The sequence below is a fragment of the Shewanella sp. SM69 genome (genome assembly GCF_025653985.1).
Taxonomy (GTDB): domain Bacteria; phylum Pseudomonadota; class Gammaproteobacteria; order Enterobacterales; family Shewanellaceae; genus Shewanella; species Shewanella oncorhynchi.
The window spans coordinates 1-22,618 of record NZ_JAKKRV010000018.1 but is presented as its reverse complement, the minus strand read 5'-3'; the positions used below and the strand labels follow the sequence as shown (position 1 = coordinate 22,618).

The following is a 22,618-nucleotide window of genomic DNA, read 5'->3' as shown; positions in this document are numbered from 1 at the left end:
AAACAGAGCCCTTAACGCGAGCGAGCTGTTTAATCAACGAGTCCTGAACGACCCCTCTACGTCGAAATGGGTTAGGGAACAGTGGGGGAACCTGTCGAAGCGTGATGTTGTTGATGCGCTGAATGACTTGGAAATTCTACAGTTGATGCTGACCAAAAAATTGCATGGACTAAGCCAATGATTATCGCGAATAAAATTGGCTGACTCATACCCGCAGAGCTCAACGTTGAGACTCCGAAATACTGGGATGTTAAGCCTTATGATGAACCAAACACCCGTAGAATATGGAAAACCTATAGAAATGTCAGGTATTTACAGACGTAAAAGCCGCGGAAGCATTGGTGCTTTCCTTCCTGAACCACTTTAATCGCTGGCAATACCTGCAAGGAAATGAAAATTGAAGATAAATCTCAGAGAGCTTAATGCTCTTCAACCCGCCCCTCTCAGCGATGCGGTTTTAGTAAACCTAACTGAATTAGCATTGGCAAGAGGCTGGGTTATCGATAAGGGCCACATTACCTATGAAACGGTGCCATACGACCTTATTGTTGGACACGAACAAGGGATGATTCCTTCGGTTTCCTGGGGAAACCTGTTAAATGGCCACCATACTTCTATGGGGCATTATTTGGGGATTTTAGAAGATAGCCCAAATTTTTTTACAGACCAATTTTGGCCCAAAGTAGGCGTTACACTCGCAAAGCTGGAAGGTAAGTATTACTTGGTTGGTGGTAAACACCGAGTCACTATCAATTACTTCCTCCGCCATTTCAACCCCGAGACATTCAACCATTCAATCGTGATCCCGAATGTCAAAGTCCAGCATTACACACTTAAATAAAATGAGGCAGCAACATGCAAATCGGCCAAAAATATATAGCGGTGTCTCCAGCTACATCCTTCGATGACGTTGATGGCAGTTTAGTGGAATTTCCCGAGAAACGGCTCCAATTAGAGGTACTTCCAAAGCCAGAGAAAGTGCTGGTGGATGACGGTGAAATCTCCACGATTGAGTCCCTACCAGCACACCTAAAGTCGGAAGATTGGTATTTTGTTCGCAATTTAGACACGGGCCGTAGGCATTGGTTTACACCGCTTGACTATAAGTTGACGTTACTTGAATAAATCATAGAGTCATCGATACCGATACTTGCCTTTAGGTGGATGTGGAGCTTGAGCCGCAATCTCCGATTTTCTTTTCACACTTAGATGGTCATTACACTTAGGGCAGTAGTTGAGTAACGCACTGCCTTCAAAGTCCAACTGACAAAAAACGCAGCGATATATAGCGACTACGTTCAACCTGTCCATTTTGGCAATCTGCTCTTTAATCCGATCACGGGTAGTCTTGGTTTGTTCCAGAACTTGTTGCTGTTCCTGAACAGCTGGAGCTTTAGTCTGTTGATGCTCAAACCACGCATTGCGCCTTGGATTGTAAATCCAAGGCTTGCCCTTAATGGACGTTTCAAGCCATTCGCGCAGTAGTGTTTGAGCTGATTTTAGTTTGTAAAACTCATTAAATATCTTTGAGAAAGGAATCAAATCAAGTCCTAGTACCGCCGTGTGCTGATCTCTTGAGAGGTTGTTATATATCGGCGCAGGGCGACCAGGATGGCTAATGTATAGGCATAGCTTGCGACCTGAGACTGTAAAGATTAAGTCAAACATAATATCCTGCTCATAAATATCAAGCGTTATGTTCTTGGGTTCCACCGTGATTAGAAAACTTTTGGTAATGACGTGCTTTTGGCCGTGATGGTCAATCTCGAGAGGTGGCAACATTAACAAGCCTGTCCCCTGTAGCAGCTGCTTCAGCATGTAGCGTACTGAGACATAAAACGAGTATTTGCAGGCCTCTATCTCTTCCTTACTCGCACCTTTGGAGTCATGGGCAAAGTGGGACGCATTAACGTCACCCTGCCGTGCGATTAAGGCAATACCGCATGATGGGCAAGTACAATCACAGGACTTACCCCGCGTTGCGTCATCTGCATCTATATACACGCCATCATTACGAAGGCCGAAGGGGATTAGATTCATAAGGTAAGCTACTTACAAAGTTTTAAGCCTTCTTGAAGGATCGGTCCGATATTAACGCGGGATACACCCATTTCATCCTGAACTTGTCGAAGAGTTTTATTTTCCTTTTTAGCTATTGCCTTTTGGTATTCCAATTAAGAACTATCCTCTTTCCAAATTGGCTCAATAGCATCATAACCCTTGCTTTGGGCAACACCGTTTACCGCATATTCTTTATCATTTGCGATAAAAAACACGGCCTGTTCGTAGCAGCCAAGTTCTCCGCTTTCGACAGTAAACGGCCAACTTTCCCCATAACTACTTTGATGAATTTCTTTAGCGTTTAAAGTTGGGCTCAATGCAAGTAGTGAGATAATAATCGCTTTCTTCACAGTTCACTTCCCTGTTTTAAATTGTTTAACTTACTGATATTAAGTCAATAATTGTCAGGTTCATATAGAAATGCAGGTAGAATCAGACTACCGTCTTTCTGCCAACATCTTGGCCATCGCACTTTCCTTTGCCTTAATGTCTTTGCCGTACCGCAATACCATCATTGGGCTTTTCCAACGGCCGTTCTCTTGGATTTGGGCTATCGAATAGCCTGCGGCAAGTAAGTCCTGTGCGGCGCCAATCCTGGCACTATGCCCAGACCAAGCAGAATGAAGGTCGATTGCTAAGCTCTCGAATGCCCACAGAAATACTCGGTCCACTGTACGGGTGTTCATCGGCTTGGCTTGAACCGAGACTTTATTGCTCCGGCCAATCGGCTGAAACAAGTAGTCTTCCTTAGTCAGCCCAGCACCTTGGATGTACCGCTGAATCAATTTGAAGCCTAGCGGCGTAATGTTCACAACCTCTTCTTCACCCGAGTCATTGGTTTTGGTGTAAGGCACTGACAACACATAATCGCCTTCAAAGGTGGACTTGAGATGGCCCACTTTGATCCGAAGCAGCTCGGATTCACGAAGCAACGATTCATAGGCGATGTTCAGCAACGCCAAATTGCGCTTGTCTAATAACCTCTCACTTTCGCCATACGATTCTATGAGCATCTGCAGGTGATGAAGTCTAAAAGGCGTTGCCTGCTCTTGCGCTAAGCCGCCTGACTCGAGCTTTACTATTCTGATTTCATTCTGCTTGTCTTGCACGGTCTTACTGCTCACAGGGGACAGCAAACCACACTCCACATGGAAACTGTTAATCGCCCAAGCATATTGAGATAAGGTAGTGTATGACGACGCCTGGTGGTACTCAATAAATGTGGCCACTACCTCGGGGCTCGCAGGCAACGGGGTAAGGTTATTTGTAAGACACCAACTTTCAAACTTAGCCCACCGGCTCATTAGTGCTCGCCATGTATTAGCCCTGCGGGTACGGTGGCCATTCTCAAGAAAGTGCTTGAGTTTTGCCTGAGTAATCTCCCGAATGCGGAGCTTGTCTGCATCGGTTAAGTGAGCCAGAGGCTTTGACAATAGCGCCTGTAGCTCGTCAGTAGAGCGCTGATAGCTGTCTTTTAACGAATCGTTAAGCGTTGACGGAGGTTCGCCGTAGGACAGTGCAACGCTGTGATTATTCGTGGTTAACAAGCTCACCTAATGCCTCCCTGTCTGCTGAAAAAGCGGGGTGTTCGTCCTTGTAAAAACTCAGTAATTCATCAATCGCAGCATCCACGGATTTGGCGCCAATCGTATCCTTGAAAAGAACTAGCTTGTCGTATTGGGTCTTGCTGATCACAGGTCGAGTCGTTTTTTGAAGCCGCTCGATTTGAGAGATGCGCCGACGTACCAGCTTCCAACCTGAATCCGAGAAAATGGAATTAAGACAGACATTCAATGAATGCAGCGCGGTTTCCTGTGGTAACGGCTTGGATTTGGTGGGTTCGGTTTCTCGCATTAACTGACGGAATGTCACAGTGAGGGTCGGAGTGCCATTTAAGAACTGCGAAGTAAACCACTCGGTTTTCTCTATCTGGTTGTAAGTGTTACCGATCATGCGCGAGAGTAAATCACGTACTTGTGGGCTTGCAGCTTCACTTGCCGCTAACAGTCTTAATGTGCGTCCCTTGGGTCGCGAACTGACGTCAGAGGGGAGGGCGTGATACGTCCAAGCTGGGCCTAATGAGTCAGATTTGAGTGGGGAGGTAGTGTCATTCATTTTAGTATGGCGTCTCTACACTAATAATTATGTTTTTAGTATAAAGACACACACTAACTAAATCAAACAAGTTTAGTTAGATTTCTGAGCTGCCTACCCATTGAGGTAATACACCGTAAAGTAGATACGCATTCCATGCTTGACCACCTGCCAATGCATCACAGTCCAGCGCTTCAAGGCTGTCATGAGTCCATCCTCCTTGCGGCGCAGGTACTATAGTTATTTGTGTGCCATCTAAGTCCTGAATTTGGAGATCACATTCAACAAGTGCCCCTGTCAAAAAATCTGGTTCATTCGGGCTTGATGGGCGGGTGATGATGCCAGAGACGATTTTTGATAGCTGTTGGCTCACCACCTTCCAGACCAGTGGATTGCTTTGCAAGGCACTAACAATCTTATTCAGCATAGGGATGGCCCCTTGAAGAAGAGCTAATTCAACCGAGTTAATCGGTTCGAAGTCGCCAGACTTGATAGCCTCGATGTCCTCGACGTAGAAATTGGCACCATCCTCAATACCGTTACCTTGGCCAAGGTTAATGCCGTAGGTGAACACGATGGGGGCATGGTCGCTATCGGTCAGCACCTCGGCATTGACCATGACTGCGAGTTCCAGTTTAACCAGCGGGTTAGGCGTATCGACGTAAAAGCTGTATTCCTGATAGTAGCTATCCGCGTCGCCGTTGTCCTCTAGGAACGGCAGGGGAGCTAACAAACTGGTCGCTTGGTCAAGGTAAATACTTGGGCTAATTTGCATCTTATTTCTCTCAGTTATTAATGTAAGATCATCATTGCATAGGTTCAATTTCTGGCAAATTTTGAGTAAATTCTACAGGATTTTAATATTACAAACTTGCTTCAATCATGCCGTAACGGGCATTGCTTCACCGCTAAGGCCAAACCGTTTAATCCCCGCGCTAATGCTATACCTGCTCCATTGCTTGCCGTTTGTATCCCAGAAAGCGACGCAGCCGGAGGGTGAGCACTCTATAAACGCAATCTCGCATGGCTCGGCAAATGTGGCATCCTGACACGCACCAGCAAGTCAAGGGCGCACCCAACCCCCAACGCTAACGACATGATGCAGTTCTTGCATTGGGGGAGAATCGGTAAACGTCCTCACAACCGTTTGGAGCAATCTTGAGCGCTGCCTAGCTAAATCAATTTCATTTACGAGAAGCCTCTTTAACTGGCCACGCTGACTTAATATCCCGCCTGTAGCTGGGACGATTTGGCTAAATCTGCCAGTTGCTTGATCAGCTAACTCAGAAAAGGCCTTTTGATACCGTTTTGGTAGCATGAGGTATAGAGGGCATCGTAGTTCATGGATTGGATATGGCGCTGGGCTTTGCTAACCAGAACTTTGTTAGCGCCTAACGTCGATACCCGTTCATCAGTCATTACCTGTTCGTAGGGCTCAATCAGCTCCGATGCGTGGATTAACCCATGCTTGGCGCTAAGGAAAAATAGGTTAAAAACCTGCGATAACTCTACTTGTGACCATTGCTTCACGATACTCAGATACCCCGTGCCTTGGTAAAAATCAAAGGCGAGGGCGTGGTGGGGCAGCTTCTTCTCACTACAGAGCAAAATTAGCGTCGGCTTCAACGAAACCAGCTCTTGCTGTAACGCATAGAATTGGCCTGCAACCGCTTGAGTAGTCCACAATAATTCTATTAAAAATCACTCCCCAAATGATTCATACCAAAGTCATGATCAAAGTCGTGACCGCTATCGATGCCTGAATGAGTCAAGTCAGCTCCTAAAGGATTACCTGCCACATCCAAAGCGCCGTTCAGCGTAAGCAACCCTGTAGCTGGATTGATAAGATAATCATGGTAAGCGCCCGTTCTACGATTAAAACCAGCCTAATCATCACATCCATATTGGTATTGATTAGCCACACATGGGATCGTACTTGGGATGATATTAAGCGGTGCTGCACGAGGAATTGCCGCAGGTAATGGGTTACCTTTGTTGAGCAAAACAATTAGGCCCGCGACGAACCCAAACACACCTATAACCAAATATGCAGCAAACATAGTCACCTCTAACAACTGAATTTCTTATCTGAGTAAAGGATCTCACAAATGCAAAACGGCGCAAAAATTGTACTTTGCGCCGTCTGAATAGGAGGGATTAAGCCGCCATCAAAAGGTTTTGATAGTTATGCGTTAACGATAACGAATGGCCAAACATTTCAGTAACTTCCACGACCTGAGATGCTGGAACCTCCATTTCATCCGCCGCTTCTTCTGCGCTACGAACCCAGCCAAACAACTTACCAGCCACTACATTTAACTTTAGCGCCAACTTAGGGTTCATCTTAATATGTAGGTTACCGTTAAGGTACGCACGAACTGAGAACAGTACCTCGCTAGAGCCGTTAGATTGTATGTATCTAAAATCGTGGGCTTTGTTGCTGGCCCATTTGAACTCATAAGCCTTTGGTGTGCCGCGTGTATCGAAACCAAGATTACCAGCGATGGTGACCAAATCAGTGATAAATTCGATTGCACGACAAGACAGACCGCATTGGTTGTAATAGCTGTTATAGTCGTAACCATTAACGATGCCGCCTACATTTTCCATTACACAGCGGTAGTCCAATTTGAAATGGGAGATGTGACCATTCTTGACCAGCTCACGATATCGCCAGCCGTCGTATTTGAAGGTGCGTTGGTTCGAAACATAATTCACCACGTTTGCCGCTTGGCACATAGATAGGTAGAAATCCTTGAACTGATCATCTTGAAGAGCATCAGCATGTTTTATTGCCCATTGAGCTATCGCATAGGCGTTTTCGGCAGTGAAATCGACGCTTACATGACGCTCCAATAGCTCTAGTAACGCTTTGCGATTAGATGATGTCAGGCGAGAAGTCAGCGCATCAAATTTAGAGAATAATTCCTTCCAAAACAGACTCTTGAGGCTCTTGATTTTGAGCTTGAGACTTTCCAGAACCGAAGATTTAGATACTTCCAGTTCTCTCAGTAAATCAGGGTCAATTTCAGCGAGTGCGGAATAAGTACCCATTAGCTTGGCCATCTGGTGATCGTAAAGCGATTGCATAGCCTTAACCATGTCACCACCTGGCACCAATTCATTGAGCTTTTGTTGAGTAGAATCGGATGGCCCTCTGAATTTTGCAGAATAATCACTTTCAGCCAAATCTAGGTCAAAGTTAGCGTCAAAGAACGCTTTGAAGGGGTCTACCTTGCATTGACGATGGTTTTTATACCCTAAATTCACCCGAATAATGTCAACCGGCACTGAATGACGGGTTTCGCGATCACAATCATTTTGGAAATCGAATGTGCCAATGACCTCAGCTTCGGCTTCACGTACTTTAATCGCGTTTTCAATATCTCGACTGCCAGACCAACGCTGTGGCAATACCAGATAGCACACCTCGGCATTAGCCTCAGTGATGACGCGGGTTGCCCATTGCTCAAAGGCAGAATAAGGAGGGTTACAGAAAATGACGCCAACTGGCTTATCAACAAGGGTTTGTTGATTAAAGTCAGTGCCAATAACCAGCACTTTTTTATCGAGCTGGCTGCAATGGACTAGGCTCTTTTCAATGGCGTACAGGTTGTAAAATGGTGGGCTCATTTCGCCGCGACGATCTTCAAGTGGCATGTTAAGGAGGTCCGGCCGGTAAAAGTGTTGGAATTAGCCACTTCGAGTATAACTAACTGAATAATAAAGATTTAATCAACCAGCAACTCAAATGACATTGGTTTAACCTGCTTGGTCAAATCCAGCTCAAAGCTTCCCAATCTGCCCAAGTGCTCGGTATGGTACGGCGAGAATGCGGCCATGAGGTCGCGGGTGATATTGTGGCCCTCCGACTTCAACTGGTTAAACACTTCCGTCATCGCGTTCACGTTGTATAGGATTGTGAAGTTCGCCAGCAAATGATTGTATTTCACGATTTTGCTTTGCTCATGCTTTAGGTTAGCGGGAATTTTTCCGGCATTCGCAAAAAACAACCAACGTGCAAACTCGTTGAACTCCTCACTCTTACAGGTCGCTGCCTGGATCGTTTTGCGTAGATCAACATCGGTGATGTATTCCAAAAGGAACATAGTTCTGACCACTCGCCCGAGTTCGCGGAACGCAAAATACAGCTTGTTTTTCCGGTTCTTGGTGCCGAACCGGCGCAGGATTGTCGAGGCGGTAATTTTTCCTGCTTTAACGGACATAGCTGTTCGCATCATATCCGCATAGTGCTTTTCAATAAGGTCCCACTTGATAGGCTCTTTGAACAAGGACTGAATATGCTTAAGCACCATAGCGCGGTCAGGCTTGTAGAAGCTGAGATCTTTGATATTTCGGATACGCGGCATGAGCTTGATGCCCAGTAGGTACGCCAGGCCAAATACCGGTGTTGATTGCGCCTGCGTATCCCCGTGAACGGTGTCTGGATTAAAATCTGATTCGTCGTTGAGCAGACCGTCCAGGATATAAATCGCCTCGTAGACACCACAGGGGATAAACCGGCTGAACAACGCAATGTAGGTATCTGAGACGTGGTAATAGGCAATGCCGCCATAGCTGCCGTAACGAATATGGTATTCCGATAGTAAATTATCTTCGTAGAGATCCCAGAGCTTGCCATCAGCGGACACACTGTTGCCCGAACCCCAACACTCAATGAGCCGGTATTTCTTGTACTCGCTGTTGATCTTAGCAATCGCTTTATCGAGACGGGCTTCCGTAGTGCGCTTTAAGTTAAGCCATGCAACTTGCTTGCGCGACACACCCTGCACGGATCGCACGGTTTCGGTAGGGCCAATATTGGTGCCGTAACAAAACACCGTCAGAACAAAACGTAACACCGGGTCGCTGATACGTGACTCGAAACCCGACAACGGGCCAAAATGTTTGTTCAAGTTCAACCATTTTTCGACATTAATGATTACATCGAGCAGGTTGATCTTGTCCAAGCGATCGCGCAAGAGCGCTCCAATTTCTTCGACCTCTGGCGAAGGTTGATCCGGTTTTGGTTTACCGATAATCAGGTTCCCGTTTTCTATACGGACCAGTTCATCCTCTGGAAATTGGCTATCAGCTTTCTGGCAGCTCGCCTCCATGGACTCCTTCAGTGTTCTTGCAAATTCAGTATCACCGGCGATAAGTCCTACCTCCTCGCAATAGGTAGGCAGCTGCGCCTCGTATTCTTCCCAGGTGATCATTTGCTCCCGGTAATCATCGAAGGTTTCACTGTAGGGAATGAACAAGTCACCGGTACTCAGTTCTTCGGCGATCCGTTCAAACACACACAGCTCAAAACAGGTTTTATTGACCTCGGTGACTTGCGCTGATTTAGTCGATTTTCCTGTGACCAGTTTCCACCAGCTTTCGCGAATCCAGCGAATGTTGATGACATTTTTGGAGGATGGATCGTTTGGATCACTTTGAATGGACAGGAACTCGGCGCGCCGTTGTTTGTATTTCAAAATAAATTGAAATGCATTCAGCAGATCCTTGTCTTCCGTGGACGAAGCCAGATTGAGTATTTCAATCGTGCGAAACAACGTTGATCGCTGCTTTTTGTAGAGTTGAACCATGAACGGCAAGTAGTTGTTACCCGCGAACGCCATGTAGTGTTCACACATTTGCAGCAACTGATCGCTGTTCTTTCCTAGGACAGGATCAAAAGCTGACACCGATTCGGGTTTATCCAAATAAACCTTGACCGTTCCAGTCAGCACAGAAATCAAATGATCAGTTTGCTTTTGATGGTCTGCAAGGTATTTCTCCAACAGTTTCTGCGCCGAGCGATCCATTTTTAACAGCAGTTTGATAAAAATATCGGCGGCATTATCCAGAGTTCGTGCGTATTGGTGTCGGATTAAAACGATGACCAGAGCGAGTCGCTTGTTCAGCTTTAGCTTCATCAATTCGGCGTAATCCAGGGCCTTGGCCTCGTCGATAAACTGCTGGTGTTTCACCGGTGGCAACCCCAAATCCGCAGGCAGTAGTGTTTGCAGGGAGGTCAGCCATTCCAGGTAGTGGATGTACGCATGGATATTGCGAGGAGTTGGGCGTTTCGGTTCATTTTTCAGCGTGCTCCAGCCAAAACCATTCGGCCCGGTGCTGGAACGGAGAATATCCGTGATGCACTGGCGACTTTCAGCCGTCAAAAATTCACACAGTTGACCGTAATACCGGGTGTTGACTTCCGCTCTGGCTGTTTGGCAGATTCGCTCAAGCACGCTGAACGCTGGCAACTCGTATCGCTCCTTGACCAAGTATTCCAACGTGACATTGATGATATCCGGCAGGGCTTCTTTAGTTGTTGCCGCCTCTTGCGCCCAACTCTTTGTTAATCCGGAGGTCTTGGCTGCATCGTAGGGTTTTATATCGAGATAACGTCGAATCAGTTTTACATGACGATCCTTTGCCCCTGACACGTAATAGGTTTGAAGATCCTTGAATGATGCTCTTGAACGACACTGGCTTTTGATGTGTGCGATGATGACGTTTGGAATTTCACCCAATGTGACAAATCTGCCTAATCGTTGGGTCGTCTTTAACTGGATTAGTAATCCCAGAAAGGAAGTGCTCGCCCGTTTGCAATGTTTCACAGCAAACTGCTGCTCTTCCGGTGTCGGTGTGTAGACATCCCCTAACTCGACATGCGTGATATCTGACTTGATCCGCGGATAGGCTGTCTGGTAAATGGCCGCCATCGATCCGCTACTTTGTTAATGGCAGTTTCAGTTGGGACAGTTTTCGCAGGTGGGCTAGTTGCAGGTTTCTGGTCGCCATTTGGTTTTCTCTTAATTTAGTCACACGTCACTCAGCGCCGGATCAATAACGTCCGTGTCCTTGATTGGTTGCGCCGAAGCGAATGGTATGCCCCCTAAGAGAAGGCATACCAATAGCGTTTTTAGGATGTTGTCTTCGTGTGAGTGGCTTGGAGCCGATGAGCAACCTCATCCCAATTAATATTATTGAAAAAAGCATCAATATATTTACCGGCAGCCGCGCCAAAGTCCATGTGATAAGAATGTTCATACATATCCATGACCAACAACGGAACTGTGCCTACCGGGAAATGTGCGTGATCACCCATCCAATAATTTTCCAGCTTATTGAAATGCGTGTTATACCCCAGAACAACCCACCCGGAACCACCGCCCAAGCCTTGAGCGATTTTGCGGAATTCGGTTTCCCAGCGATCAAAAGTACCAAATTGTTTGGCGAAAGCTGAGCGTAATTCACCATCGGCTTTGCCATTACCGCCCAGGTTATCAAAATATAATTCGTGCAAAATGACCGAGCCTGTGCGAATCAAATGCTCCCGCTTGAGATCATTGTAGAGAAACGCTGGCGTGTCGGGGTTTGCGAGTGCCTGACTCAACTGATCATTCACCGCATTCAATGTTTTTACCGAACCGCTGTAATTGTTAGTCCAATGCGACTCGATCAAATTGGCAGAAAGGCCTTTTAATTTTGCGGCATTGAAGGATAAAGGTTTTGGTTTTATTTCGGTGATCATCCAATTTGCTCCTTTAGGTGCTGCCTGAGACGACGATTCAGCTGTGCTAACATTTGATGCCGATGCAATAAGCAACCCTGCGGCAGCGGTCGCACTGGTAGCCAGGAAATCACGTTTGTTTTGGTTAAAATCATTCATTGGTTTTCCTCCGTTAAGTGTAAGCAATGAGTTCGAGCAGATCGAAAGATGACTTAATTAATCCCCATTAACGACACCGCAAGCCCAACAAGCGCCGACATGCCAATCACCTTCATCACATTCATTTTGTAACGAAATAATGCGATACCCGCTGCAACAGCAATTACCGCTGATATCCATTCAAACCGCCCATCAAAGCCTTCTGGCCACAAAATGTGGTAACAGAAAAACAGGGCGAGATTCAAGATCACACCTACCACCGCCGCCGTGATGGCCGTGAGTGGCGCAGTGAATTTCAAATCATTGTGCGTCGTTTCAATAAAGGGGGCACCCGCAAAAATAAAAATAAACGAGGGCAAGAAGGTAAACCAGGTGACAATGGTGGCGGCTACTGCGCCCGCGAGAAATACCATGTCGGTGCCAAATACGGCTTGTACATATCCCCCAATAAAACCGACAAAGGCCACCACCATAATCAGCGGCCCTGGTGTGGTTTCACCGAGCGCGAGGCCATCGATCATTTGCGTGGGCGTGAGCCAACCATAGTGGCCGACCGCACCCTGATAAACATAGGGCAATACCGCATAGGCACCACCGAAAGTGAGTAGTGCCGCTTTGGTAAAGAACCAGGCCATTTGTGTCAGTGTGTGATCCCAACCGAAATAACTCCAAAGTGCAAACAGCGGAACAGCCCAGAGTAATGCACCGGAGATCAAGATCATGCTGAAACGCGACCAGCGGAACATGGCGTGCGCGGGCGTGGGTGTGTGATCATCGAATAACGCGGTGCCGAAGGATTTATCAGCCTTGCCATGGCCACCGCCGCTGTTGAAGTAGTCAGGTAGAAACCGCCCACCCAAATAACCAATCAGTGCCGCTGCAATCACGATGTAAGGGAATGGGATATTGAGTGCAAAAATGGCCACAAACGCGGCGGCAGCAATCGCCCACATCACATTATTTTTCAACGCGCGTGAACCAATGCGATGGGCGGCATGCACGACGATGGCAGTCACCGCCGGTTTGATACCGTAGAACAAACCGGCTACCCAACTTACGTCGCCGTAAGCGATATATACCCACGAGAGTCCAATCAAAATGAAGAGTGATGGCAACAAAAACAGCACACCCGCCACTATACCGCCCCAGGTACGATGCATTAACCAGCCAATGTAAGTGGCAAGTTGTTGCGCCTCCGGACCAGGCAACACCATGCAGTAATTGAGCGCATGCAAAAACCGTTTTTCGCTGATCCAGCGCCGGCGCTCCACCAGCTCCTGGTGCATGATGGCTATTTGGCCTGCCGGGCCACCAAAGCTGACAAACCCGAGCTTTAACCAGAAACGGAAGGCTTCCCAAAAACTGACCGGCGCAGGCGCTTCAACCGGCTGGTGAGCTATTAATTCGGTGGTGTTACTCATGGTGTGTTTCCTTATTTGTAAAAGCAGCCAGTAAGGCATCGAAGACACCATTAGCCGTGGCGATGAGTTGATCGTCGTCATGAATACTGTTGCGCAATCCCCACAGGATTTGCTCCAGCCCACTGGCTTCACTGGGCTGGATACCCCCTACGTCCAGAAAATGCACCAAGGCCCCCAAGCGCGTTAAGCCGGGGTGATCGAGCCTAAAACTGTCAAGCAGAACCTCAAAAGTGACCTTGCCATTCAGGTGAGTGAAACTGGCTCCGTCAAAATCAAAGCCCAGCGCATCGGCGGGACAATCCTTCGGTGCTTGCAACCACACAAAGCGAGCCTCCGGATCGATAAAACGGCGGATTAGCCAGGCACAGGCAAGGCGATCCACCCAGGGACGTTGACGGGTTGCCCATAACCGCCCGCGATAGAGGCTGATATCCAACCGTGGGATTTCACCGGTGTGCTCATGGGGTTCGTTGGGCGATAACTGGCGATTGAGCTGAAGTTCAAGCTGTTGCAGCGCCTGCTGGGTTTGTGCCTGCGCTTCACCGGGGAAAAAATCCGTTGCGGCGATAGCGGTGAAGTTTTTGCGCAGTTTACGCAGCTGTCTGGTTGCTTCTTGCAGGGAACTACTGGCCAATTCTTTTATTGGGGGCAGCTCGTGTAAAAGATGGGCGTAATCATCCTGACGATCAAACAGGCCGCTGAATTGGCCAGCATCTTCGGTATCGACCAGGAGCACATAGGCTGAGCCTTCACTTGCCTCTACTTCTTGCAGCAAGCCATCGAACAATTGCTGATGTTCTGGTCGATGGGGAAGCAGATAAACGCCGTCACGCAATACTGCTGCACCGGAGGACTTGAGGGTTCGCCATACCCGCATACGCACTGTCGCGTTTTGGGTGGGCAGGGATAAGATCAGTAATACCCATTTCATATATTGTAGATTTAGTTACACAAAGGTAGGAAAGTCTACAATATTTTATCGATGGTGTACAGCGGCCAGAATGATCCATGATCGTGGCGGTAACATTACCAGCTTTGGTATTTGGGTTTGGCCCGATACATTGATTCTGCCCCGAATGTTGACCGAATCATTCAGCATCCATCAGGGTTGCCATCTTCTCCATTAAGATAATTGACGCATTATTGCTGAGCTGCTGGCCTTCCTCGATATACTCCCAGACGGTGGCATCGCTCTTCCAGCCGCCTTGTTTCTTGATCAACTCAAAATCCACTCGCTCACGCGCTGCCGATGTGGATAACCCTCTACGGAAACTGTGGCTACTGAGTTCAGGCACAAAATCAAACTCACAGGCTTGCCCCAGCGTTTTGAGCAAAGCATTGACCGCACCTGGAGCCAGCGCTTTTTCCTGAATGTGATCCCAGCGGTTGGTGGGACGAAACACCGGACCGCTGGTGATGCCCGCTGCATCTAACCAAGTTTTCACGGCGGTAGCCGGACAACAAGCGGCCTTTCCGTAAGGTAAAGCTCGCATTAAACCCATGCCTTGCTGGTCGGTCTTGGAGCGCGGCAACCGGATGAGCAGCCCCTCCGGCTCCCAAACCAGATCATTGACCTGAAGAGCAACCAGCTCACTGCGACGCAAGGCGCCGAAGAACCCGGTGAGTACCAAGGCAATATCCCGGTATTTCTTTTTGTTGTCCGGTAAGTGCCGCAAGTAATTTACTAGTTGGGCGATGTGCTCCAAGCGCAACGCCTTGGCCTTGCGCTTGGGCTGTCCATGGGTGCGGCGAATGCCCTCCATGGTTTTACATACCAGCGGATCACGAACCGGGTCAGTCAACCCTTGGTAGTGGTGCCATTGGCTAACGGCCGTGAGGTGAAGGGCGAGAGTCCGGCTATTCAGCACATCGGCCTTGGCCACCAGGTAACGCACCAGGGTATCCCGATCCGTGGGCAACCGCCCGCCCCATTTTTCGAACTGCCGAATCGCTGAACGGTAGGCTGTTCGCGTGTTATTGGAGGTCGCCGCTTGCAGATAGTGGCGCAGTGAGTCGGATTCTGCCAGCGACGGCAAAACTGATTGCTCACTACGTAATGGCGAATCCGATGTGAGTTTGGGTGTGTAGTTATCCATGGTTATCCCTTTTCTGTGGGTCGCTGGAAGGCACCAATGTACTGGTGTTACAAACATCAATTTTTCATTTCTCACTCATAACCCACGATAACATTCATTATCGAAGGTTACTATTTAATTTTTATTGGCTGCATAAAAGTCAATATATTATGTTATATTACGTGCTATGTAATACGTTACTAAATAATCACCGAGGGAAACTGTCATGGCTCGCGCCGGAATCACTTACTACGATGTCTCGAAAGCCGCAGAGGCTATCAAAATCCAGAACCAGGAGCCTACCGTAGATCGTGTCCGCGAGCATTTGGGAACCGGCAGCAAAAGCACCATTGCACCACTACTCAAGCGCTGGCGGTCAGATAATGGGGAGGTGGTCGATGTGAGCGGGTTGCCGAATGATCTCGTCGAGGTAGTAAAAGCCTTACATGAACGGGTTCAGCAGATGGCCGACCAGCGCATCGCGCAATCCCGCGACGAATTCAAGGCATCGAATGATCAACTCCGGAAAGAATTGACTGAGGCCCGTAACAGCATCGCGCAGCTTACCGACCGCCAACAGGATCTGAACGCCCAGCTATCGCAAATTACCGAAGCAAAAGCCCTGCAAAGCAAGTCCCTGGAAGATGTACGCATTAAGCTAGCAACGGCAGAGGCTCAACGCGACGAAGCCCTTTCACGAACTGCTGAATTAAAGGAAAGCGTTGCAGAACTCAAGCAGGAAAATAAGGATATTCGTGATCACTTTGAACACTACCAGCAACGCACCGCCGAAGATCGGCAGCAGGAACGCGAGCAATTCCACGTGGTTAACCAGGGCCTGAAAGACCAGATTCAAGACCTGCAACACCGGCTCATCCAAGCCGAGTCAAGCGCGTCCGAACTGATAGACACTAATGCGCACTTACAACGACAAACGCATGAGCTCGAACAGGCCAATGCGATGAACAAAAGCACCTTGGATAGACAAGTGGTCGATATCGAGAACTTGGAGCATCGACTTAACGACGCCTCGGCAAAAAGCCGGGAGCAGCAACATAAAAGTGAACAACTGGCGGATAATATTGCCGCACTTACCAGCCAGAAAGCAGATGCCGATAAGCAAGTGGCCGTACTATCCCAAGCATTGGAGGCCACTAAAACGGATCTGATAGTCTCTCAGAATAGAGTGGAAGCTCTGTCCGATGAGAACAGGTTGATTCTTCAGGAAAAAGCGGTGATTCAGGGACAGTTTAAGCAGCTTCAGGATTCGCTATCTCGGTAAGGATTTTATCCAGCCTTTGTCAGAAAAGCTAAATGAATCAATGTCTTATTTGCAAAGTGGCTAATTCCAACGCTTTTACCGGCCGGACCTCTTAAGGGCGCTTAAAACTCGGCCATCTCCGGCGCCAATATCAAGCAAGGATGACTCTCTGTTGTAAGACTCTAAGAACTTAGACTCAACCAAGTCGCGTCGAACTACATCAATGATATGCTCAGACGAAGGATACCACTCAAAATCCTGCTCTTCCGCCTTCAAGTGCCTTACACGTTGTGCGGTTGAAAAGTTTAACTCACCTTGTTCGGCTAACATGACGGAATGAGACATTTGGAACACCCTCTTAAGTTTCGATGTTCAAACTATCTCACGCTTTAAAAATCACGCAAATTTTGACATTAATATAGTGTCACCATACTAAATATTTATGGTTTAGTGTGTCCCACGCACTAATCAATCATGAAAAATCACGGTTAACGCCTGACAAACATACAAGGTCCGAGTCAAATGGGGTTATACTCGGCAAAGCGAGCGCAAAATCATCCATCCCACCCAGTTTAATATAGTGACACCACACTAATGCATCATGGCACCAACGCCACGCAAACCCTTCAGTATTGTTTAGTATAATGACATCACACTAATATGGTTTTCGGCTGGTGGGTACTCGTGTCCGATAACTGTAATTATCGGACGCGAGTAAAAACAGACGGGCAGGGGCAAGCATTGACTCCGCGGGTGTACTGGAATCGATTGCTGAGCTTCAGATCCCACATCATGAAACAGAGAGCGCTTATTGTCTTTTAGCTGTATTGAAAAGACGAATCTAATAAAAAAGTAATAAATCAGTGACGGAACAGAAAAATGCTTAATTATAAGGAACATCGTCAAGAACTATTGACCGTAACTATTTATTTTGGCATCTTAGCACTGGGATTCAGCAACCATTTCCATGCCACGCGGACAAAAGCTGTAGTGTTAAATAACGTCTAATCATGCATACATGCATTGACTGACGTGAGTGGCGCGTCAGTTAAATCCAATTATTATGGAGTATGTATTCATGCATCAAAATATATTAAAAGTACGCAGAAAATTTCTTTCTCAAGCAATTAATTATACTGTCGGAGAAAAAATTGTTAGCGGCAGAGTTGCTGCTGATATTTACGCACAAATTCTTGGGTTTGATAATAATAACACCCTAAATTATTTGCTTGGTCAGAACGATTTTAGAGCTAGAATGCTGGTTGAAAATGATTGGAATTATAACAATCAAAGAGCATTCAAAGTTATATCACAGCATATTCCAAATTTAACTTCTAGCATGTTATACGCCATAGAACAAATGTCGAAGCCTTGGTATACAAATGATTTAGAATGGCGCCCTACGCTTATTTCACTATTGAAAGGCGTAGAACATGTTGAGTATTTACGCTTTCGAAATAAATATGACTTATGTGACGGTTTATCATATCTTTTCATTTATCTAGCAAGCGACCAAGCCTATAATAACAAAGCAAAAAATAGAATTTACATGATTTGCTGCCTACTTAGTGATCTTATTGAGTCTGGGAGAATATCAGCGATAAGATGGTCTGATATTGCTGCTCTATATAATGAAGAACATTTCGATTTAATGGTTGAGTGGGTATTACACTCACGCGAAAAACGTATTCGAGATATAGAGTTGTTAGAGCGATTTGAAAATTATGCGTTCAAAGATTTTTCGAATTTCAGCACAAATAGTATCGGAGTAGAACCGTTCCAAAATCTTTTCCGTGAATTAGGTGTTGATATTGATAATTTATGCTTACCACATTATTTAGAGATAGATTGGGTTTGAGTCGAAATTCGTATCACCTTGGCAAAGTATGACAGCAATGTATATTAATGGAGATGGGGATGATTTTGATGACCGATTTAAATTTCTAGTCCCAAATAAGGAGGATCTTGACTTTTCTGGACAACATTCATAGAGAATTGTAAACGTTTAGGGTTTGCATTTGTTTGAAGCGTCAATAGTGCAATTTAACCAACTGCAAAATTGGTTGAAAATTATCATACGAAGCTGAGTACGAGAAAAATTATGAAAAAATTTATAGAAGATACACTTTTGATGTTGCTAGGTGCTCTTATCACGATGCTGATCATAGGGCTAGGTGAGCTACCTACATTAAGTTTTGAAACACTCATTCAGCTTTCGTTAGCAGTGGGTCTGGGATTCTTTATCCGCTTTGTGGTTAACAAAACACGTAAGCCAAAGCTTGTTCTGAATAAATTGGATAGTATTTCTGAGTGGGGGGAGTTGTCGAAATATGAGGATTACCAAAACCAGCATCCACCGTTTGATCTGAATAAATTGGATATTTATTTTGAGCCGAGTGAGATGGTGAAATATGCTGTTAAGTTTGAAGATACAACAATTAACCCCGATAGAGGCAATAATGGAAAAACCTCATTAGGGTTGCCGATTGAGTTACTACCGCCAGAATTGGAAATATATGAAAAGCAATTTTTCGATAAATCATGCAAACATCTATCGGGAGTTCTTGTTGATTTTAATACTGCCCTTAAGTTGCGTTACATTGCTGGAATGAATGGAACTAACGCAATGATCCGTGACTGCAAAGAAAGTTATTGGCAGGATAAGATAACGTTAAGCGGTACGCTAGCCTATACGCCTTCAAGTGATTGTTAGGGAAAAAATATGTATCAAAGTAAATTGGTTACTTGCGTCATTCGTTGTTCATAGATTGGTTTGCAACAAAGCAAATGGAAGCTAAGCAACGTGTATATGTCCCATACGAGACATTCATAATTTCGTTAGGCGCTTACAAACAAGTGCATATTAAACTGGATATTAGTACGAGTATCTGAATTGCAATTGACACACCGACAGAGGAATTGGCAGGTGATTTTGTTCACTATTTTAATGCCTGATATGAATAATTGACGTTAAGGGGCAAGCAGCCCCTTAAACAAAGAGTTTATCTAATATCCCTGTTATTGATTGCTGTATTTAAACGGTTAGTTGGTTAGCTTTAATCAGAAGTCTCAGTAATAGCCTTAATAATATTAATCGCCCCGACAATTATCATTATCATCGTTATTATGAGACCGAAAGGCGCCAATTCATGCGTTATCAAAAGGAAAGCTATCGGCAAAACCATCCCTAGCAGTATTAAGGCTAAACCGTTTTTAACCTTGGGGTGATTTTCTTTACCTTTAATGGAGTTTTTGAAAGTGTAAATCATACCCAATATCGCTAATGGGTACGCCATTGCCGACCAATTTAGATCCGCCATTGCATAAACTGCTAGAACAATCATCAAAATAGACAGAGTGCCTAACGTCTTTTCTACCATTTCACCCCCTAAGCTGTTGTTAATCCAGCATAGCAAGTCCCTGAATTAATTGAATAGGGCTTTGAGGATATTTTTAATTTTATCGGGTATTGGGCGACTGGTGCAGTCCAATAGCGCGTCTAAATCCAACGCCTGAGTAAAGCGTTTATTCGACCACGAATCGCCATACATTGATTCGGCCCAAGTGAGAGCCTGAGCCAGCGAGTGAAATTGGCGCCTTCCGGTGTAGCCTAAGCGGTGATCTACAGTCACGCCTACAAAGTGGATGCGGTAACTTGGAGGGATGCGGTTCGCTAGCCGGATAAAGGGCGTTTGCCATACTTGCGGCTTTTCCGCCAAACGTGGATTGAGAGGGTCTTTAAAATCGAATCTGGGCATGGCAAGGCTCCTGTTTAATTAAATACAGGATCTCACCAAGTCCAAATCACGCAAATTTTGCCTTACGCTGCCTTCTGCTTCAATGCCGCCAAGCGTGCCCCCAGAGTCATCTTGTTAGCTGCCTGCGGCATTGCTAGGCGCAGTACTCGTTGTAACGATTGGTTAAGTGACTCAATAAAGCTCAAGTTCTCTTCCATTGTTTCTAACGCTTTTCCCAGCAACAATTTGAAGTTGTCAGGGTTTGGCTTCCACCACTCCAAAATGGATTGGTCGTACACGTCGGCTGGCACCAGGGAGCCGACGGCGACCTTGTACTCTTCCCGCGTTAAGCCTTTACATAATTGCTGTTTGAGCGTTGATATAGCGTCGCTCCAATCATGGGTTGCTCGGTTAATTTCAGCGACAATCAAATTCAACGACTTGGCCATGAGTCTGCTGACATTGAGGTAGTCGCTCGGATGCTCTTTGAGTTGAACTAGCTGAGCAGGCGATAGCAGCTGTTTCAGTAAATCATCAATCTGGGTCACGCCGCCGAACATCAGTGCCAGCCACAATTTAGACACTCCAGCTTTCTGGGTTACCCCTACGTCTGAGGTATCAAATCTTATATGGAGTAAATGGCTATTAAGACCATCTATCATTTCCCTTACTGCCCAACCTGCTTCCTGAATAACGCGCTCGATATTAAGTCCTAGGCGCTCTACTGTGTCATCGTTGGTTAGGGCGGTTTTAACCCCGTGGCGCTGGGCATTTCGCTCCGCTCTAATGATATTAAGGATTTCTGTCTTATCCCTGCGATGCTGGGTCATATCGATGGCGCGGGGATGGTTCGCAACATCGATGTAAGGCATAGACTGAAAGCTGAACATTCCGAGCTGCTGAAATATCTGTGTGCGCTTTAAAATGGCTTGCAGCTGGCCCCAATAGCTCGTTTTAATGGTGATCACGCCTTCAGCTAACAAGGTTTCACTAACAAAGAAGAAGTCTGTTGGTGTGCCTCATGTAATCTGCAGTCCAATTTTGGTTTGTAAAACACCATCCTAGAATTGCCCTTCTCAATACCCTGTTTGCTGATTTTAACGACACGGCGGGAGAACTGGTTTGCGCTTTCGGTCTTACGAGCTTCCGGCCTGTAGCCTGTCAGTAGACTAATGCTTTGCAGATACGGAATATTCAGCGATTGTCGTTGTTTTCCACCAAGCGCACTAGATAATGAGTCCGTAAACGCCTTACAGAGATTTTCGCAGCCGGTGTGATGGTCTTCTGGGCCGTATTGCTCACACAAYGTATTCWGCACACCACRAACYCTGCTATCTATCTGCTGCTGAATTGACGGTAGCAGCAATGCTTTGGCTACCTCGTTGACCGTCCGGCCATTYACCTTAACGCTTATCCCTTCGGCGCSATAGGCAAATCGGTATTGATTAAGGCCTGCCTTAGTCAATAACCAGCATTCTTTGACRTTGGACAAAGTGGTTTTCTGACCTTCCGGCACGAACTCAAAATTAATCGCATACTCCACCACGATATCGCCATTATGCTGAGCAAAGCGCGAGATGGTGCAGTTACGGTCTTCGTCGTAAACGTCTGACATATCATGCGGCCGCGTCCACAARTCCAACAGGTTAACCGGATGTTTTGCAAAATCCTCTGCAACCTCAGATTTGAGGATKGGCATCATTACCGCCTCGGGTAAGGTTTGATTTACCTGAGTTCTGGTATCGTCCATTTCAGAGTTGAGTTTGGGGTAAGGAATCCAGCCTTGGCCAGATTCTAATTGCTTGAAAATTGCGTAAGGACGGAATGGCGCGGCCCCGATACCGTCAATGCTCCAGCGAAAAGATAATAGCAGGCTTTGTGCTTCGTCAAATAGGTAATTCAAGCTCTTTGGGTCTTGAGCCCACTCGCGGTACATTTCCAAAAATAATCGCTTGGTCTTAGGTGGGATATTAGGGTCGTTGGCGATGTCGCGATACCCTTCATGCTCGATTTCTCGACCGTTAGCAACAAGCTCTGCGAACTCCTTAGCGATCCGAATGCTATCCAATGTCAGCTGGGCGGCGTAACGCACCATCTTCTCTAAATACTTGGGTTTAAGGGTGTTTGGCTGTAGCGCGACGCGATTGTAAGTGACCGGATCGTAAGCTCGAGCATGAAGGGCTCTGGCGTCCATATCATTGCTTAAACGCCAAAGGTAATCCCTCACTCGAAGTGCATTTTCACTGCCTAACGCATTCCAGCGGGGTAATTTTGAAAGTCCTGTAGCTGAATTATCGGTT

At 46.5% G+C, this 22,618-nt stretch carries 22 protein-coding genes and 1 pseudogene; 5 read left to right on the top strand and 18 right to left on the bottom strand.

What is annotated here, in order from left to right:
• Positions 1-397: 397 nt before the first annotated feature.
• Together L5M37_RS19635 and L5M37_RS19630 are read left to right on the top strand one after the other, a co-directional pair.
• A complete protein-coding gene (locus L5M37_RS19635) occupies positions 398-841 on the top strand; it encodes a hypothetical protein (RefSeq protein ID WP_263170084.1) in 444 nt (147 codons plus the stop codon).
• A gap of 14 nt (positions 842-855) precedes the next feature.
• On the top strand, positions 856-1,125 hold the full coding sequence (locus L5M37_RS19630; RefSeq protein ID WP_263170082.1) for a hypothetical protein: 270 nt from the start codon (positions 856-858) through the stop codon (positions 1,123-1,125).
• Positions 1,126-1,134: 9 nt separating this feature from the next.
• On the opposite strand, the gene L5M37_RS19625 is transcribed toward L5M37_RS19630, so the two are convergent.
• The 13 genes from L5M37_RS19625 to L5M37_RS19565 form a co-directional block, all read right to left on the bottom strand.
• On the bottom strand, positions 1,135-2,040 hold the full coding sequence (locus tag L5M37_RS19625; protein ID WP_263170080.1) for a hypothetical protein: 906 nt from the start codon (positions 2,038-2,040) through the stop codon (positions 1,135-1,137).
• Between the two features lie 134 nt (positions 2,041-2,174).
• Positions 2,175-2,411, bottom strand: a complete 237-nt coding sequence (locus L5M37_RS19620) for a YebY family protein (protein ID WP_263201678.1) — start codon at positions 2,409-2,411, stop codon at positions 2,175-2,177.
• Positions 2,412-2,498: 87 nt separating this feature from the next.
• Positions 2,499-3,185, bottom strand: a complete 687-nt coding sequence (locus L5M37_RS19615) for a tyrosine-type recombinase/integrase (protein WP_263201677.1) — start codon at positions 3,183-3,185, stop codon at positions 2,499-2,501.
• A 406-nt stretch (positions 3,186-3,591) separates the two neighbouring features.
• On the bottom strand, positions 3,592-4,176 hold the full coding sequence (locus tag L5M37_RS19610; RefSeq protein ID WP_259484411.1) for a hypothetical protein: 585 nt from the start codon (positions 4,174-4,176) through the stop codon (positions 3,592-3,594).
• Between the two features lie 76 nt (positions 4,177-4,252).
• Positions 4,253-4,930, bottom strand: a complete 678-nt coding sequence (locus L5M37_RS19605; RefSeq protein WP_259560947.1) for a hypothetical protein — start codon at positions 4,928-4,930, stop codon at positions 4,253-4,255.
• 503 nt (positions 4,931-5,433) lie between these two features.
• Positions 5,434-5,841, bottom strand: coding sequence for a DUF6884 domain-containing protein (locus tag L5M37_RS19600; RefSeq protein WP_259560945.1), 408 nt, complete (start codon positions 5,839-5,841; stop codon positions 5,434-5,436).
• A gap of 200 nt (positions 5,842-6,041) precedes the next feature.
• Positions 6,042-6,215: a hypothetical protein gene (locus tag L5M37_RS19595; RefSeq protein WP_263201676.1), complete on the bottom strand. Its 174-nt coding sequence runs from the start codon at positions 6,213-6,215 to the stop codon at positions 6,042-6,044.
• Positions 6,216-6,312: 97 nt separating this feature from the next.
• The gene (locus L5M37_RS19590; protein ID WP_263170074.1) at positions 6,313-7,815 is read right to left on the bottom strand and encodes a DUF4942 domain-containing protein; all 1,503 of its coding nucleotides are present in this window, start codon (positions 7,813-7,815) and stop codon (positions 6,313-6,315) included.
• A gap of 71 nt (positions 7,816-7,886) precedes the next feature.
• The gene (locus L5M37_RS19585) at positions 7,887-10,874 is read right to left on the bottom strand and encodes a Tn3 family transposase (protein ID WP_011711676.1); all 2,988 of its coding nucleotides are present in this window, start codon (positions 10,872-10,874) and stop codon (positions 7,887-7,889) included.
• Positions 10,875-11,074: 200 nt separating this feature from the next.
• Positions 11,075-11,824, bottom strand: coding sequence for a superoxide dismutase (locus tag L5M37_RS19580; protein ID WP_263170072.1), 750 nt, complete (start codon positions 11,822-11,824; stop codon positions 11,075-11,077).
• A gap of 53 nt (positions 11,825-11,877) precedes the next feature.
• Positions 11,878-13,245, bottom strand: a complete 1,368-nt coding sequence (gene chrA / locus L5M37_RS19575; protein ID WP_007645338.1) for a chromate efflux transporter — start codon at positions 13,243-13,245, stop codon at positions 11,878-11,880.
• Complete coding sequence (locus L5M37_RS19570) at positions 13,238-14,176, bottom strand: chromate resistance protein ChrB domain-containing protein (RefSeq protein ID WP_011711678.1); 939 nt, start codon at positions 14,174-14,176, stop codon at positions 13,238-13,240. The genes chrA and L5M37_RS19570 overlap by 8 nt, the downstream gene beginning before the upstream one ends.
• 157 nt (positions 14,177-14,333) lie before the next feature.
• Positions 14,334-15,341, bottom strand: coding sequence for a site-specific integrase (locus L5M37_RS19565; RefSeq protein WP_011711679.1), 1,008 nt, complete (start codon positions 15,339-15,341; stop codon positions 14,334-14,336).
• Between the two features lie 205 nt (positions 15,342-15,546).
• On the opposite strand from L5M37_RS19565, the gene L5M37_RS19560 reads away from it, so the two are divergent.
• Complete coding sequence (locus L5M37_RS19560) at positions 15,547-16,602, top strand: DNA-binding protein (RefSeq protein WP_007645345.1); 1,056 nt, start codon at positions 15,547-15,549, stop codon at positions 16,600-16,602.
• A gap of 75 nt (positions 16,603-16,677) precedes the next feature.
• On the opposite strand, the gene L5M37_RS19555 is transcribed toward L5M37_RS19560, so the two are convergent.
• Positions 16,678-16,926 (bottom strand): hypothetical protein, encoded by a 249-nt coding sequence (locus L5M37_RS19555; protein WP_263170070.1) that lies wholly within the window; start codon positions 16,924-16,926, stop codon positions 16,678-16,680.
• A gap of 733 nt (positions 16,927-17,659) precedes the next feature.
• Between L5M37_RS19555 and L5M37_RS19550 the strand changes: the two genes are divergently transcribed.
• Positions 17,660-18,439, top strand: a complete 780-nt coding sequence (locus tag L5M37_RS19550; protein ID WP_088213021.1) for a hypothetical protein — start codon at positions 17,660-17,662, stop codon at positions 18,437-18,439.
• A 243-nt stretch (positions 18,440-18,682) separates the two neighbouring features.
• The gene (locus L5M37_RS19545) at positions 18,683-19,294 is read left to right on the top strand and encodes a hypothetical protein (protein ID WP_218737387.1); all 612 of its coding nucleotides are present in this window, start codon (positions 18,683-18,685) and stop codon (positions 19,292-19,294) included.
• A 343-nt stretch (positions 19,295-19,637) separates the two neighbouring features.
• On the opposite strand, the gene L5M37_RS19540 is transcribed toward L5M37_RS19545, so the two are convergent.
• From L5M37_RS19540 to L5M37_RS19525, 4 genes and pseudogenes are all read right to left on the bottom strand, one after another.
• A complete protein-coding gene (locus tag L5M37_RS19540; RefSeq protein WP_088213179.1) occupies positions 19,638-19,961 on the bottom strand; it encodes a hypothetical protein in 324 nt (107 codons plus the stop codon).
• A 45-nt stretch (positions 19,962-20,006) separates the two neighbouring features.
• Positions 20,007-20,339, bottom strand: coding sequence for a hypothetical protein (locus L5M37_RS19535; RefSeq protein ID WP_088213178.1), 333 nt, complete (start codon positions 20,337-20,339; stop codon positions 20,007-20,009).
• Between the two features lie 62 nt (positions 20,340-20,401).
• Positions 20,402-21,208: a hypothetical protein gene (locus tag L5M37_RS19530; protein ID WP_263201675.1), complete on the bottom strand. Its 807-nt coding sequence runs from the start codon at positions 21,206-21,208 to the stop codon at positions 20,402-20,404.
• Between the two features lie 86 nt (positions 21,209-21,294).
• Positions 21,295-22,618, bottom strand: a pseudogene (locus L5M37_RS19525) (hypothetical protein); the annotation flags it as partial.